Consider the following 14,380-nt stretch of genomic DNA (forward strand, 5'->3'; position numbering starts at 1 on the left):
GGCCATGGGACGGTAGGGCCAGGGGCATCCCCTGGCCCTACCCCTGTCGCACGATGGGCGCCAGGCCCTCGAGCACCTCGCCAAACTGCTGCACGACTTCCAGCGTGCCGATGTACTCGTCATGCTCGTCATAGACGGCGTGATACACCACGCGCACGGGGTTCTGTGGGTTGGGGATCCAGCGTTCCACGTGGTCGGTCTCGTGCGCGCGAAAGCTGGCGAGCATCTCCTCGATCATGGGCTTGACCAGGGGAGGATGGCAGCTCCACACCTCGCGGTCGATGCAGGCGAGCGGCCGATCGAACACGTGGCCCTCGTTTGAGAAGAAGCGCGTGCGCTCGTCGGCATCGATGAACGTGAGGTCAACAGGCAGCAGCTTGAGGACGGCCACCAGCTCCCCCACGGAGACGCTGCCGGTGGGGAGTCTCACGCGCCCATCCTGCACCTCGAGCCCCGGGTTCTCGGGCTTGGGCTGCAGGCCCATCCAGACCTCCGCGTCGAGCCACGTGGGCGCACCGTCGCAGAAGGCCCAGCCAAAGCCGGCAAGGTCACGATAGCAGGCGTACCAGTCCTCGCGCGAGAAGTGTTCGAGGGCCAGCGGCAGGAGGATGTTCTCCTCCTTGTACCGCATCTCGCGGATGCGGGTGAGAAGCGCCGTCACGCGCATTGCGTCCGCGGCGGAGAGGGTCTCGTGCCCTGGCGAACCCAGCTCATGGGCGAGGGCACTGCGTTCGCGTAGGATCTCGTCATCCACGCCCCACATCACGTTGGAGGGGCCGTCGAAGCCGTAGCTGTCGAGCAGGGGCATGAGCAGCTGCTCCTTCTTGCCATAGTGCCTCTTGAGGGAGCGGATCCGCTCCAGCCCCGCGAGTACGGGGGAGGTATCCGCACCCTCGCTCACCTGGGATCCCAGGGCATCGAGCTCCTTCGTGAGCCCCTCGTTCTCCAGCCTCAGGACCGATGCGGGATGCCCCGCGGGCAGGCCGTCCTCCGCATGGGTGGTGAGCACGGTGCAGCTTGCCTCGTCCTCCACCTCGGCCGCGGTCATGCCGTGGAAGAGCGCGGAGTGCACGTCGCACAGGCGCTGGACCTCGCGTACGGGCATGCCGTCGCGCATGAGCCTCTGCTCCGCCTCGGCAATCTCCGCCGCCGAGACGCTGGAGAAGTCGCGCACGAAGTCGCGGCGCACCTCCTCGAGGGGCTCGCCGTCCGAGAGGCGGCGCACCATGGCGGCAAGCTCGGCCTGACGTGCCTCCTGGGGCGAGGTCGGCGCCTTGGCTGCGATGCGCTGGCTGGCGCCCGTGGGCTCGCGGTCGGGTGTCCCGCCGGCGTCCTCGCCCGCTCCCACGACGGTGAGACCCGCCTCGCGGAAGGCCCTGACCATGTCGGCCACGTCCACGCCCTTGACGTCCGCACCCTTGCGTGGGGTCATGACGCGCCCGGCCGTCTGCATCATGGCGGGGTTCGTGATCTCTCCAAAGCCCAGCGTTACCATGACGTTGACGAAGCGGGGACAGGCGTTTGCGTTCTCCAGGACCGTGCGATCGAGGTCGACGGTGCTCTCGTCCATGGCGGCCTTCCCTTCAAGTGTTAGTTTTCTTTTACTTGAAGCAAGGGTAGCGGCTTTCTGAAGGCTCATATGTCGCAATTCCAACGCGCGTGTCATCAGTGACGAGTCGCTCTCCAACATGCAGACTTCGCGAAGGAGGCAAATGCCTCCGCCTCGCGCAGGTCCTGTTGTATACTGCTAAGGCTTTTCCACTGAGCCCCGTACCCTCATCGGAAAAGGCAACGGTGGCTCGTCCAGGGGCCATCGCATCGAAAGTGTTCGTAGGAGGAGTCACGTGACTACTAAGTCGACTCAGTACGCCAAGAAGGGCGAGGTCGAGCGCAACTGGGTGCTCATCGACGCCGACGGTGCCACCCTCGGTCGCCTCGCGACCCAGGCCGCCATGATCCTTCGTGGCAAGAACAAGCCCCAGTACACCCCCAACGCCGACACGGGCGACTTCGTGGTCGTCATCAATGCCGACAAGGTGCAGCTTACGGGTACCAAGGCCGAGCACAAGAGCTACTGGCGCTACTCCGGCTGGCTCGGTGGCCTCAAGACCGAGTCCTTCAAGGAGGCCATGGCCAAGCATCCCGAGCGCGTCATCGAGCACGCCGTCAAGGGCATGCTCCCCAAGACCACGCTGGGCCGCAAGCAGGGCATGAAGCTTAAGGTCTATGCCGGCCCCGAGCATCCCCACACCGCTCAGAACCCCACCAAGATCGATCTGGAGGCGTAACCGATGGCTGAGAACACCGCTGTGTACACCGGCACCGGTCGTCGCAAGGAGGCCACCGCGCGCGTGCGCCTGGTTCCTGGCACCGGCAAGGTCACCGTCAATGGCCGTGAGGCTGCCACCTACTTTGGTCGTCAGCAGCTCGTGGACAATGCGCTCGTTCCCTTCAAGGTGACCGACACCATAGGTCGCTTCGACGTCCTCGCCAACTGCGATGGCGGCGGCATCAACGGTCAGTCCGGGGCACTGCGCCTGGGCATCGCCCGTGCCCTGCTCGATGCGGGCGAGTATCGCGCCGACCTCAAGAAGGCGGGCTTACTCACGCGCGACAGCCGTGCTGTGGAGCGCAAGAAGTACGGCCTCAAGAAGGCCCGCAAGCGCCCGCAGTTCTCCAAGCGCTAGGGCGTGCGACAGAATGCACCTGTGGGGGAGTCGCTTCGGCGGCTCCCCTTTCATCGCATGATAAGAGTATCGTTAATCAGATAATTAGCAAAGCAGAGCCACTTGCCTAAGCTGGTCAATCGCATCTGCACGATTGTCGGCCCCCATGACCGAACGTCCCGCAACCAGTATGTCGGCTCCAGCCTCTACACAAGCGCGGGCGTTTGAGGTATCAATTCCCCCATCGACCTCTAGAAGCGGACTGACATTATTCCTTTTGCATAGGTCGGATAATTCCTGAAGCTTGTAGAGAGTATGAGGAATGAATCGTTGATTGGGCTTTCCGGGATTGACGGCGAGCACGAGTATGAGGTCAATCTCTTGGATGATGGACTCAAGCCAAGAGACTGGCGTACCCGGATTGAGTGCGACACCCGCTTTCTTTCCACAGGAATGTATGTTGTCCACTATGCTTTGCCAATGTCGTGTTGCCTCTAAGTGAAACGTGACCGAGTTCGCGCCGGCCTCGATGACGCTGCGACACATGCGTTCTGGCTGTTCGACCATGAGGTGCACATCAATGGGAAGAGTGGTGCTGGATGCTACGGAGCGAAGGATGGGCTGTCCAAATGAGATGCTATCAACGAAGTGGCCATCCATAATATCAAGGTGTATCAGATCAGCACTTCCTAAACTTTCGAGTTCCTGTTTCAGGACAGAAAAGTCCGCGGACAGTATGGATGGAGCTATAGAGCAGGGATTCTTCATGATTGCTTTCGCATTCCTTATCAGGTGAAACGCAAGCTTGGGACCGATTATGGGCCGAAGTCTCCAAGCTTGCGCATACTTTGAGTCCGTTTTGTCTAACGCATGCTATTGATAGCTATGCATGCCCAGCCGCTAGTCGCGCACCCACATCCCCACTGGGGTGGTTTATGAGGAACTGTTCACGCGAATAGTGATTTTCTTGCATGATATTGATAGCTATCGCATCGAAGACGGACATGGTGGCAAGGGTGCTGGCCGTTGCCAGCATGTTGTACGTATCTGGCTCTCGATCTATTTGTACCTCGAGGAACAAATCCGCAGCTTCACTGATTGGAGAGTGTGCGGCTTCTCCAACGCTAACGATAGTAGTCTGCTTTTTCTGGAGGTTGGGAATGAAACTTAGGAGCTCCTGGGTGACCCCTCCTTTCGAGAGGAAAATGACGATGTCTCCCTTATGAACAGCGCCCAAACCACCATGAACGGCATCACTTGGCTCTAAAAAGAAGGCCCGCACGCCAATTACCTGTAAGGTGTGGATAGCCTTTCGCGCGGCTACGGCAGAGGTACCACAGCCAGTGAAAAACACATTGCCCCTACAGGAGCTAATCATGTCGGACAGCTTCACTAGCTCATCTAGGTGGACCTTCTCTGAGAGCTTGATGAGCTCTTCCCCCTCGGCACGAATGACGGACCGTAGCGTATCGGTACTCATCAGAATCAGTCCTCCGTTCCTATGATGACGATATTGCAATGACGATTGCGCTCTCGCGTTTGGTCGAAGTCTACGAAGTAAATCGATCCCACTGCTCCAATCAGAAGCTCCTTGTCCTTAATGGGAAAGGTCTCACTTGCTCCGAACAGGTCACTGCGCAGGTGCCCATCAGTGTTCAGCATGGTCCATGCCTGTGCGGGGTAGTCGGGATCCTTTTTTGTCATCCCATAGGCTATGTGTTTGGGGCCCGGACTATGGTATTGGTTCTCGGTCGTCTGTCGTGGGGCAATTCTGTCCAGCATTTGATCGAGATCAACATGAAGGTATTCGTCACCATAGTAGTTGCGATCATGCATGAACTCATCAAAGTAGACTGAGCAGGTCGTATGGGCAGACGCAATAGTACATATACCGTTTCGAACAGCGCTCTCAGCTACAATGCCCCTGACGTTCTCGGTGATGTTGTGGTATGAGGGACGTCCACTGACGGTATGCAAATCTATCCTTGCATGATGGACAATCATCTCGTCACCTACAAGTTAAGTTGTTCTTTAATCTGATCAAAGACGACGTTGGCTCCAACGCCTGTAAGGATGGCGAGACCATTTATGACCTTGTCCTGGATGTAGCTCGGAACCTGTGTCGTCGTAAGGACGGCATCGTAGTGACCATCTTGGATGTTGTCGATTTCTGAGGCTACGGCGGACTGTCTGATTTCTACAGTATTGCGTAGTCCTTCGCTATCTAACCACTGCTCCACTTTGTTTCTGACAATTGTCGAGGTCGCATGGCCAGCACCACACATAATCAAAAGCTTTTTCATGTTCTTATGCCCCTTGAGTTATGCTGCACGATGGGTATGGATGTGATCTTCTAAGCTTGGTTCCATTTCTTGATGCGGTTCATGTAGAACAGGATTCCGAGTAAGATTACGGTGAGTATGCCAACGCCTGCGTACCCAAAGAACTGCGCTGACCCCAGAGTTATAACGTTGGGCCAAAGGCCTGCGGTTACAAATGAAACGATGCTTCCTCCTGCATCGTAACCGGCAATCTGGTAGGCACTGGTGAAGGCGGGAGCAATCCATGTGGAGAGATAGAGCATGGTAACAACGTAGACCGCACTGCCAAGCACGGAACGAATGATGTCTCCCCGATATGCGGCAACGGTAAGACAGAGTGCATAGACAAGCATGGGAAGATCGCCGAGAGGCAAGACCTTGTTTCCAGGGAGAATAACTGCAAGGAGCAAGGTAACAGGAATCATGAGGAGAGAGACGGCAAGGACGGCAGGATTACCAACAGTAAGAGCTGCATCCATGCCAATGTTGAGCGTCTTACCATGTAGATGCTTTGAGGTGAATTCTTGGGTTGCGCCTGCAATTGGAGTGAGGCCTTCCATGAACATCGCGATCATCTTGGGAAGCAATGCCAAGACCGCTGCCGTCTCCATGCCTAGCTGACAGATGTGACCGAACTCGAAACCGGCGAGAACGCCCATGACAATGCCAATGATGAACCCAATGATGATGGGATTGCCAAAGAAACCAAACTTCTTCTGAATAGTTTCTGGATCGATTTCAGTCCTCTTGAAGAAGGGAATATGATCGAAGAGCCAGTTGATAGGAGTTGCAAGGACGAGACCGGAGAGGGCCATCACATGCGTGATGGATATACCTGGTAGGTTGAAAAATTCACTAACCTTGGGTTGGAACGCATCGGCAAGAATGAGCTCAATGAGGAAGAATGGAACCATAACGAGAATGGCGAGCAAGTAATCACCCGTCACGCCCCAAGTCATGATACCGACGAATGCCGATTGCCAGAGGTTCCAGATATCAACGTTAAGGGTTTTGGTGAGCCCCGTGAAAATAAGTACGAGGTTGATGAAGATGGCGATAGGAATGATGATGATTCCCAAGGTAGTCGAGAAGGCGAGTGGACCACCTATACCGTTCCCCACATCCAGAATGCTTAGGGAGAGGCCAAAGTTGGAGACCATGGCCTGAACGGCGGGCTCCAAGGCGGTGGATAGGATACTGATGATGGCATTGGTGCCAATCATACCGATGCCTACGGTCAGTCCCGCGAGAATGGCCTTGGTAGGCCTAAGCTGGACTATCAAACCAAGTATGATAATGACGATGGGAATAAGGACGATGCCGCCCAGGCTGGTAACGAAATTAAGTGCCAATTGAAGCATTCCTGGACTTCCTTCCAAGCGTGTAAAGTGAATTTAGAATCGTGCACGTACGACGAAGTCTCTGGTGAATAAGCCTCCGATTCAGCAAATATGGTTCTCCGTAAGAATTGCCTCTAGCATTTCCATGCTTGTGCAGGCCTGCAGACATTTCACAGCTTTCTGGTTGGAGAGCATGCCCACAAGGTCACCCAGTGCATCTGCTTGCTCATGCGGTTGGCTCATAGCGATAATGAAGACCAGGATCGCTTGCACAGCCTTATCTCTGTCGATCATGTATCGAAAGACAACAGGTTTCTTAAGCGAGACGAATGCAATCTGCGACTTGTTGACAAAACGAGAATCGGTATGCGGAATTGCCACGCCTGTATAACCGATTTCTAGCCCCGTAGGGTAGTCCTGTTCACGCTTCAGGATGTTTTCTTCGAAATCTGGCTTTACGTCACCTGCATCAAGCAACAATTGAGAGCCGATGTGTATGACATCCTGAGCATTACGAGCGGATGCATGAAAAGCTGCCAATTTATCATCGAAAAACATTGCGTACACCTCCTTCCAGAAGGACGTCTGCCCCTTATTTTTCTCATGAATTTCGTTAAAGAAAAAACGACGAGCCTTCCGCTGCGGAGGAAGTTCTTGATTTGAACTAGATGAATGGCTTTGAGTAAAGTACTCAAAAGAATGCCTGTGAATCATCTGATACGAGGTGTTGAAAATGAAGATGGGCCCCAACGCACTCATATCCCAACTCATGGAACAAAGTGGCTGGGTGGATGCCAAGACCTTGGCGACTATACTGCATGTGACTCCGAGGACGATCAGAAGCTATGTTCGCCGTCTTAATGAGGAGAGCAATGAGATCATTATAGAATCATCGTCGCGGGGCTATCGACTCGTGAATAATGAGTTTGGCATACAAACAAGACCAAAATCCTCGACGGGCACTTCGGCGGATAGTCGGGCAGAAAGGCTTATCAGAATCCTCTTGGCCACCGATCGACCTCAAAGTATTTACGATATGGCTGACGAGCTACATGTATCTGAGTCAACAATGCAACTTGTCCTTCGAAAGGCACGTAAGATTGTTCAGCCATACAAGTTGGTCATATCTCGTGCCCAGGATTCCCTTGTACTTATGGGCAGCGAGCCAGATAAGAGGTGCTTCATCAATCGTATACTCATCGGTAGTAGGAACATGGATTTTTCTGCGCTCACGAATAGCACCGTCCTGAAAAACGGCTATGACGTGCACAAACTCAAGTATGCAATTACGGACGCACTTGCTGAGCACGGACTGACCTGTGATGACTATGGCCTCAACAATATGGTGATGCATCTGGCCATTATGCTGAGTAGGATTGAAGCACAGCAAAGAATGACTGCCGAAGAAGCACCGACTACTGGCAACGCATCCCCAGAGGTCATGTGTGCCACCGAGGTATGCATGGCGCTGGGAGAGTCCCTTGGCATCAGCATCGATGATCTAGACAGGTTCTATTTTGCTTTGGTGATAGAAGCAAACACCCGACGAGCAACGGCAGCTGGAATCATGACAAGTGGAAATGCGCCAGTATTCGAGGAACGGGACCTCTCGATTGCCGAACATGCCGCAGAAAGGGTGTCCACGACCTATTGCCTAGAGCGATTCTCCACCGAGTTCATTCAGCAGCTTGCTGTACACATACATGCGCTTATCAGTCGTGCCGCCACTAACACCTTTGTATATAACCCGCTGGTTAACGAGGTAAGATCAGAGTACCCCCTGATTCATGATATGGCAGTCGTTATGGCAGATGCCATCTCCCGTGAGGCGAGCATCAGGCTGACAGAGGATGAGATCGCATTTTTTACCTTTCACATCGGTGGGTACCTGCAGAATAGGTGCATGATAGATCGGGACTGTGTTACTTGCGTTGTCCTCTATATCAATTATCACAATATGCAGGACTATTTTATCCAGCGACTCCGAAGTCTTTTTAAGACTCAGTTGCAAATCATTTCGGTGCAGAGTGTCTTTGATTACGATTCGACTCGACTAGACTGTGAATTGATATTGTCACCATTGGAGGTGGATGTTCCGGAGGGCTGTAGGAGGGTAGTCATAAGTCCACTCTTTGGGAGAGAAGATGAAGAGGCGGTACGCAAGGCTGTCAACGAGATATCCCAAAAGAAGAGAGGAAGGCAGCTAGAATCCACTATTGCGCAGTTCTTGAGGCCTGACTTCTTTAAGCTTAACTTTTATCCTGGAAACTATGACGAGTTGATTGCAGCTATGGTTTTGGATTGTCTTGATAAGGGGCTGGTTGGCGAGGGTTATCTTGAGAAGGTTCTTGAGCGTGAAGCGTTGTCACCAACAGTCTTTGACAATCTCGTGGCTGTGCCACATACAGTGGAACCTGCGGCTCTGAGGTCGTTTCTATACCTCGTCATCAACGATCGGCCGGTTGCATGGGGACAATCAAGTGCCAATATCATACTTCTACTGGGGATTTCCGAGAATGATAGGGAATCTTTTACAAATTTCTACAGCGATTTTCTCTCTATACTCAGTAATGCAAAAAATGCGAGTGAGCTTATCGGTAGCGTCTCATACGAGGACTTCATGAGACGTCTTACAGCACTTCTCAAGGTCCGGCATAACTAACACCCATGGTCTCTGTAAGACATGTATGTCTTTCTAGCGTGGTACAGGCTCTCACATATTGTTTTTGACGCATCCTCTCACATGGATGACCCATGTCCGGCTGGTAGAATTCATCCATGCGTTTAAGATAGCAATGCTACGCTGCGAGGAGGGCTTGGATGAAGTACTTCGGCACCGACGGCTTTCGAGGGAGGGCCAACGAGGGGCTCAACGTCGAGCATGCCTTCAAGATCGGCCGCTTCGTGGGGTGGTACTACGGTGCGCGCCAAGAGCGCAAGGCCCGCATCATCATCGGCAAGGACACACGCCGCTCCAGCTACATGTTTGAGTCTGCCCTGGTGAGCGGGCTGGTTGCCAGTGGTGCGGACGCCTACATGCTGCACGTGATCCCCACGCCCGGCGTCTCGTACGAGACGGTGGACGGCCGCTTCGACTGCGGCATCATGATCACCGCCTCCCACAACCCCTACTCCGACAACGGCATCAAGCTGGTCAACGACGAGGGCTACAAGATGGACGAGGACGTCCTCGAGAAGATCGAGGCCTACATCGACGGCAAGGTGGACGTGCCGCTCGCGACGGGCGACGCCATCGGCTGCACCGTGGACTACATGCAGGGGCGCAACCGCTACATCGCGCACCTCATCGCCAGCGCCAACTTCTCCCTCCAGGGGGTGAAGGTGGGCCTGGACTGCGCGAACGGCGCCGCCTCCAGCGTGGCCAAGCCCGTGTTCGATGCCCTGGGCGCCGACGTGCGCGTGATCAACAACGCCCCCAACGGCTACAACATCAACGTGGACTGCGGCAGCACCCACATGGAGCGCCTCCAGCGCCACGTGCTCGAGCAGGGCCTGGACGTGGGCTTTGCCTATGACGGCGACGCCGACCGCTGCCTGGCCGTGGACGAGCGCGGCCACGTGATCGACGGCGACCTCATCCTCTACATCTGCGGCAAGTACCTGCACAAGCACGGCCGTCTCGCCGCGGGCACCGTCGTCCCCACGGTCATGAGCAACTTCGGCCTGTTCAAGGCGTTCGACGAGGCGAGCCTCTCCTACGTGAAGACCGACGTGGGCGACAAGAACGTCTACGCCTGCATGCGCAAGAACGGCTACTCGCTCGGCGGCGAGCAGTCCGGGCACATCATCTTCGGCGACATCGAGTGCACGGGCGATGGCATCATGACGTCGCTGCGCATCATGGAGGTCATGCGCGCCGAGCGCGAGACCCTCTCGCAGCTGGCGGCTCCCGTCAAGCTCTACCCCCAGCGGCTCGACAACGTGCGCGTGACCGACAAGCATGAGGCCATGGAGGCGCCCGCCGTGCGCGAGGCCATCGGGCAGGCGGAGCGGTTCCTGAGGGGCAACGGCCGCGTGCTCGTGCGAGCCTCGGGCACCGAACCCCTCGTGCGCGTGCTGGCCGAGGCGCCCGACAACGACCTCTGCAGGCAGGCAAACGACATCGTGCTCACGGCCCTGGAGCCCTTCAGGGCGTGATGTGACGGGGCCGTGTGGCCCTCACAATCCATAATGTGTAGGCTCAATAGGAGGGACTGCCCTTTCTGTTTGGGCGATTGGTCGCATGCTGCCGTTCCCTAGGCGGCCAGGCCCGGGAGCTCGCAAGGTCCTGCCGTTCGGCAGATTGAGCCGGCCAATGGTCCAACGGTGATTCGTTGGACGTCATACGACCTTTACCGTCCCCCGACCGCGTTGCCTTGGCCTCTGCTCCCAAGGTCATGACGGCCGATGCCCCATTTTTCTCGCACCTCTCAATCCAGGCTCCCGAGTATCCAGAGCACTATCCGTCCAACCTTTTGCAGGTTACCTGCAAAAGGTGAGATTTTTGCACCATGAAGGCGTACCTACACTCGACCTCAAAGAGGTCCTCAAAAGGATGGACTCTCAACGTGAGGGGGTATCACATGGAAAAGCAGTGGTTGGAACTTGAGGACAAGGTCGCTATTGTCACCGGCGCGGCATCGGGCATTGGGAGGCATGTGGCCGAAGTTCTGAAGTCGGTTGGTGCCAAGGTGGTCGTGGCCGACCTCACGGTGGAGACCGGCGACGAGCTGGAGGGCATGTACTGCGTCAAGTGCAACGTCTCCGATTCCGACAGCGTCACCACAATGACCAAAGCCGTCATGGACAGGTACGGGTCCATAGATGTTCTCGTCAACAACGCTGGTCTCAACAGGCCACGTCTGCTCGTGGACGTCAAGGGCGAGAAGCCCCAGTATGAGCTCGATGTCAAGGACTTCGACCTCATGTTCGACGTGAACGTCAAGGGGCTCTTCCTCGTTGCCCAGGCCTGTGCCCGTCAGATGATCAAACAGGGTAGAGGCGTCATCATCAACATGTCCTCCGCCTCAGGCAAGGAGGGGTCGGTGGGTCAGTCCGCCTATTCCGCCACCAAGGGTGCCGTCGATTCCTTCACGCGCTCGTGGGGCAAGGAGATCAGCCCGTATGGGGTGCGCGTCGTCGCCGTGGCTCCGGACATCATGGAGGCCACCGGCCTTCGCACCCCTGCCTACGAGGAGGCCCTTGCCTATACGCGCGGCACCACGCCCGACAAGCTGAACACGGACTACAAGAAGTCCATCCCCCTGGGTCGTCCTGGCAAGCTTGACGAGGTTGCCTGGACCGTGGCGTTCCTCGCTTCGGATCGTGGTGGCTACATCACGGGCACCACGATTAACATCTCTGGTGGCAAGTCACGCGGCTAGCCGATTCAAGCATCTCTGGAGCGTATTCGATTGATCTGCTCCTGCTCTCGTTCCCATTTCCGGTCCGGCATGCCAGAACTTGAACCTCCTGCGATGCCTTTTACTGCCTATCGTCTTACACCCCCTCAGTCTCGTACTGTCCTTGCCCGTGTCCTCGAAAGGATGCCTTGATGCCACTGGCTGCTAACAACAGGATCTTGGCAATCATCAGCTACTTCTCGAAGCATGCCTCGTCAAGCTTTGGAGAGCTGGCTGCACGCCTGGGAGTCAGCATGAGGACGGTGCGCAATGACATCAAGCAGTTGAATGACCTGTTGCAAGGGTCCGCTTCGATTGAGGCCGATCGGGGCACGCTCAGGCTCTATGTGTACCAGGAGAAGCGCTACGCAGAGATCTTGGGTGGCTTGGCCGAAAGTACCCTTGGCGAGGACACCCCCGAGCGGCGTCAGGCACGCCTGTTTGGATTGCTGGCGCGCGCGACCAAGCCCATGACCATGGCCGACCTGGCGGGCATGCTCTTCGTGAGCCGTGCGACGCTGGCAGGCGATGTGACCCAGCTGAGGAAGGACATCGCTGGGTACGGTCTGACCATCCTCGGCAAGGAGAACTCCGGCCTCACGCTCGACGGCGATGAGATCGAGATTCGCCTCTACCTGCTCGAGCGGGCATATGACGCCGTCTATGGCAACGAGTCGCTGCCCGAGGACATCGTGCGGGCTGTTTCCGAGGGCGCCCATCGCATTTCGGCCGAGGAGAGCGTCTGTCAGTCGCTCATGCGCTACGTGACCGTCATGTGCGATCGCTTTGGGCATGGACATGCCATCGGCGCGCTGAGCGACCAGGTGAGCGAGCTGGCACGGACGCCCGAATACACCCTTGTTGACACCCTCGTCAACGCCATGGAGAAGATGTCTGGCGACTCGTATCCCCAGAAGGAGCGCCTCTTTGTCTCTCTGGCGATCATGGGCACGCGTGTTCCTGGCGATGCCGGCGAGGTTGCGCCCATCGAGCTCGATTCCGAAGTGGTTTCCCTCATGCACGAGATCATACGGGCCGTCTCGGATGAGCTCAACGTCTCCGTGTCCTTCGGGGACCTTACCAACGAGCTTCTGTATCACATCAAATACATGCTCAATCGCCTGCGCTACTCCATTCTGCTCGAGAATCCGCTGCTGGATGACATCCGGAGACGCTATCCCCTCGAATACGCCATTGCGGGTGTGGCCTCGAAGGTCATAGAAGAGCACTGCGACGTGAAGGTGCCAGACGGCGAACGTGGCTACCTCGCGGCGTACTTCGGGGTTCTCATGGAGCGCCTGCGCAGCCAGCGTCCGCGTACGGTACGTGTTGCCATCGTGGCGGGGTCAGAGCGTATCACGGCGTGTCTCATAGAGGCCCAGCTGCACAAGGTGCTCGACGAGGGCATGCAGACGTCATTGTTCACGCGTTCGGAGGTCGACGAAGGGATCCTCAGGAACTTCGACATCGTCCTGAGCACGGCGGCGCTTCCCTTTGACATGGATGTGCCCGTCATCATCGTTCGCGAGGTCTTCGACGCCACCGAGCTTGTCGAGCGCATGCAACGAGCCCTCTCGTGGGCCTCGCCCCTTTCGTCCGCTACGGCTGCAGTGCGCACGGCAATCACCGGACACCTGAATGAAGACCACTTCTTCGTCCTTGATGCCAGCAAGGGCTATAGGGATGGCATAGAGAGCATGGCGGGCAGGCTTGAGGAGATGGGCGAGCTTGACGAAGGCTTTCTGGACCGCCTGCGCGAGCGCGAGCATCAGCATCGCATGGCGTTCGGCAACGGCGTGGCGCTCCCTCACTGCCTTCAGCTGGCGACGGGGAATGTCGCCCTTGCGCTTGGCGTCTACCCGCATCCCGTCCTCTATGGGGAGGAGGTCATAAAGGTGGTCTTCCTGTTGGGCGTACCCGCGGCGGATGGGGACAAGGGGGCGAGCATCATCAGGTACTACGACGAGATCGTCTCCGTTTCCCAGGATGAAGAGCTGGTGGACAGGCTTTCGGAGACACGGGACTTTCGGGCGGCAATCAGGGTGCTGCAAGGATGACCATGCACCTTTGAGAGTTCTGTGGTTGGGAGATGGCGCTCGTCCGTGGCGCCCAGAGGGAGGAAGGGGACTGACGTGGCAGGGATCATCGTCGTGGTACTCGTGGCAATTGCGATGCAGCTGTTCCTGACATATCGGCAGATGCTCCACTTTTCGAGTGAGTTCGCAGCGCTCAGGAGGAGGGGCAAAGTCGCCGTCGGACGTAAGAGCGGGGGCTTCCATGCGGGGGCAATCGTCATGTTCTTAGTGGATGACCAGGGCATTATCCAGGAAGGGAGGTATATGGAGGGCGTCACGTCCCTTGCGCGTGTCAGGCCGCTTCCTGGTTTTGAGGGCAGGGACGTCGCAAGGCTCACCCGAGGGGATGGTCCCCGCAGGGGTCATCGTAACCTTGGCAAGGCCCTGGAGGATGCGGCCAACACCTACAGGCTCTACACATCGGGTGAGACCGTCTCGCAACCGCCATCTCCGCTCACGTACATGACCGGTGCCGTCAGAAGGCTTGTGGGGCGCCCACAAGTTCGTGACGGGAGGCAGTAGGGAGCTCCTTGCGTATGGCCCAAGGGGCACATGCAATCGTATTGGAGTCTGGAA

At 56.7% G+C, this 14,380-nt stretch carries 14 protein-coding genes and 1 pseudogene; 8 read left to right on the plus strand and 7 right to left on the minus strand.

Annotation, left to right across the window (positions count from 1 at the left end; all coding sequences use genetic code 11):
- Window positions 1-37: 37 nt before the first annotated feature.
- On the minus strand, window positions 38-1,570 hold the full coding sequence (locus tag HMPREF1316_RS11820) for a DUF438 domain-containing protein (protein ID WP_021727265.1): 1,533 nt from the start codon (window positions 1,568-1,570) through the stop codon (window positions 38-40).
- Between the two features lie 274 nt (window positions 1,571-1,844).
- On the opposite strand from HMPREF1316_RS11820, the gene rplM reads away from it, so the two are divergent.
- Both rplM and rpsI read left to right on the plus strand, forming a co-directional pair.
- Window positions 1,845-2,288, plus strand: coding sequence for a 50S ribosomal protein L13 (gene rplM, locus HMPREF1316_RS11825; RefSeq protein WP_021727314.1), 444 nt, complete (start codon window positions 1,845-1,847; stop codon window positions 2,286-2,288).
- Between the two features lie 3 nt (window positions 2,289-2,291).
- Window positions 2,292-2,687, plus strand: a complete 396-nt coding sequence (gene rpsI, locus HMPREF1316_RS11830) for a 30S ribosomal protein S9 (protein WP_021727248.1) — start codon at window positions 2,292-2,294, stop codon at window positions 2,685-2,687.
- Window positions 2,688-2,771: 84 nt separating this feature from the next.
- Here rpsI and rpe read toward each other — a convergent pair whose 3' ends face one another.
- The 6 genes from rpe to HMPREF1316_RS11860 form a co-directional block, all read right to left on the minus strand.
- Entirely contained in the window at window positions 2,772-3,434 is a 663-nt protein-coding gene (rpe, locus tag HMPREF1316_RS11835; protein WP_021727191.1) for a ribulose-phosphate 3-epimerase, read from the minus strand.
- A 115-nt stretch (window positions 3,435-3,549) separates the two neighbouring features.
- A complete protein-coding gene (locus tag HMPREF1316_RS11840) occupies window positions 3,550-4,146 on the minus strand; it encodes a KpsF/GutQ family sugar-phosphate isomerase (RefSeq protein WP_040652455.1) in 597 nt (198 codons plus the stop codon).
- A gap of 5 nt (window positions 4,147-4,151) precedes the next feature.
- The gene (locus tag HMPREF1316_RS11845) at window positions 4,152-4,670 is read right to left on the minus strand and encodes a YjbQ family protein (RefSeq protein WP_040652456.1); all 519 of its coding nucleotides are present in this window, start codon (window positions 4,668-4,670) and stop codon (window positions 4,152-4,154) included.
- 8 nt (window positions 4,671-4,678) lie between these two features.
- A complete protein-coding gene (locus HMPREF1316_RS11850; protein ID WP_021727203.1) occupies window positions 4,679-4,969 on the minus strand; it encodes a PTS sugar transporter subunit IIB in 291 nt (96 codons plus the stop codon).
- Between the two features lie 50 nt (window positions 4,970-5,019).
- On the minus strand, window positions 5,020-6,348 hold the full coding sequence (locus HMPREF1316_RS11855) for a PTS galactitol transporter subunit IIC (RefSeq protein WP_021727275.1): 1,329 nt from the start codon (window positions 6,346-6,348) through the stop codon (window positions 5,020-5,022).
- Between the two features lie 81 nt (window positions 6,349-6,429).
- Window positions 6,430-7,125 carry a PTS sugar transporter subunit IIA gene (locus HMPREF1316_RS11860; protein ID WP_232204533.1) on the minus strand — a complete coding sequence of 232 codons (696 nt, stop codon included), beginning with the start codon at window positions 7,123-7,125 and terminating at the stop codon, window positions 6,430-6,432.
- Between HMPREF1316_RS11860 and HMPREF1316_RS15120 the strand changes: the two are divergent.
- The 6 genes and pseudogenes from HMPREF1316_RS15120 to HMPREF1316_RS11885 all read left to right on the plus strand — a co-directional run.
- Window positions 7,097-7,177, plus strand: a pseudogene (locus tag HMPREF1316_RS15120) (hypothetical protein); the annotation flags it as partial. The gene HMPREF1316_RS11860 and the pseudogene HMPREF1316_RS15120 overlap by 29 nt on opposite strands.
- A gap of 63 nt (window positions 7,178-7,240) precedes the next feature.
- Entirely contained in the window at window positions 7,241-8,989 is a 1,749-nt protein-coding gene (locus tag HMPREF1316_RS11865; RefSeq protein WP_232204534.1) for a BglG family transcription antiterminator, read from the plus strand.
- 158 nt (window positions 8,990-9,147) lie between these two features.
- Window positions 9,148-10,485, plus strand: a complete 1,338-nt coding sequence (gene glmM, locus HMPREF1316_RS11870; protein ID WP_021727240.1) for a phosphoglucosamine mutase — start codon at window positions 9,148-9,150, stop codon at window positions 10,483-10,485.
- A gap of 425 nt (window positions 10,486-10,910) precedes the next feature.
- Window positions 10,911-11,711 (plus strand): sorbitol-6-phosphate dehydrogenase subunit, encoded by an 801-nt coding sequence (locus HMPREF1316_RS11875; RefSeq protein WP_021727266.1) that lies wholly within the window; start codon window positions 10,911-10,913, stop codon window positions 11,709-11,711.
- A gap of 170 nt (window positions 11,712-11,881) precedes the next feature.
- Entirely contained in the window at window positions 11,882-13,786 is a 1,905-nt protein-coding gene (locus HMPREF1316_RS11880; RefSeq protein WP_021727176.1) for a BglG family transcription antiterminator, read from the plus strand.
- Window positions 13,787-13,861: 75 nt separating this feature from the next.
- Window positions 13,862-14,326, plus strand: coding sequence for a transcriptional regulator GutM (locus HMPREF1316_RS11885; RefSeq protein WP_021727300.1), 465 nt, complete (start codon window positions 13,862-13,864; stop codon window positions 14,324-14,326).
- Window positions 14,327-14,380: the final 54 nt, after the last annotated feature.

The sequence above is a fragment of the Olsenella profusa F0195 genome, from assembly GCF_000468755.1.
In the GTDB taxonomy this organism is placed as follows: Bacteria; Actinomycetota; Coriobacteriia; order Coriobacteriales; family Atopobiaceae; genus Olsenella_F; species Olsenella_F profusa.

Bases quoted from the DNA above. Each gene is read 5' to 3' on its own strand.
- HMPREF1316_RS11820 (WP_021727265.1), bottom strand. From the start codon at position 1,570: ATGGACGAGAGCACCGTCGACCTCGATCGCACGGTCCTGGAGAACGCA.
- rpsI (WP_021727248.1), top strand. From the start codon at position 2,292: ATGGCTGAGAACACCGCTGTGTACACCGGCACCGGTCGTCGCAAGGAG.
- rpe (WP_021727191.1), bottom strand. From the start codon at position 3,434: ATGAAGAATCCCTGCTCTATAGCTCCATCCATACTGTCCGCGGACTTT.
- HMPREF1316_RS11840 (WP_040652455.1), bottom strand. From the start codon at position 4,146: ATGAGTACCGATACGCTACGGTCCGTCATTCGTGCCGAGGGGGAAGAG.
- HMPREF1316_RS11845 (WP_040652456.1), bottom strand. From the start codon at position 4,670: ATGATTGTCCATCATGCAAGGATAGATTTGCATACCGTCAGTGGACGT.
- HMPREF1316_RS11850 (WP_021727203.1), bottom strand. From the start codon at position 4,969: ATGAAAAAGCTTTTGATTATGTGTGGTGCTGGCCATGCGACCTCGACA.
- HMPREF1316_RS11855 (WP_021727275.1), bottom strand. From the start codon at position 6,348: ATGCTTCAATTGGCACTTAATTTCGTTACCAGCCTGGGCGGCATCGTC.
- glmM (WP_021727240.1), top strand. From the start codon at position 9,148: ATGAAGTACTTCGGCACCGACGGCTTTCGAGGGAGGGCCAACGAGGGG.
- HMPREF1316_RS11875 (WP_021727266.1), top strand. From the start codon at position 10,911: ATGGAAAAGCAGTGGTTGGAACTTGAGGACAAGGTCGCTATTGTCACC.
- HMPREF1316_RS11880 (WP_021727176.1), top strand. From the start codon at position 11,882: ATGCCACTGGCTGCTAACAACAGGATCTTGGCAATCATCAGCTACTTC.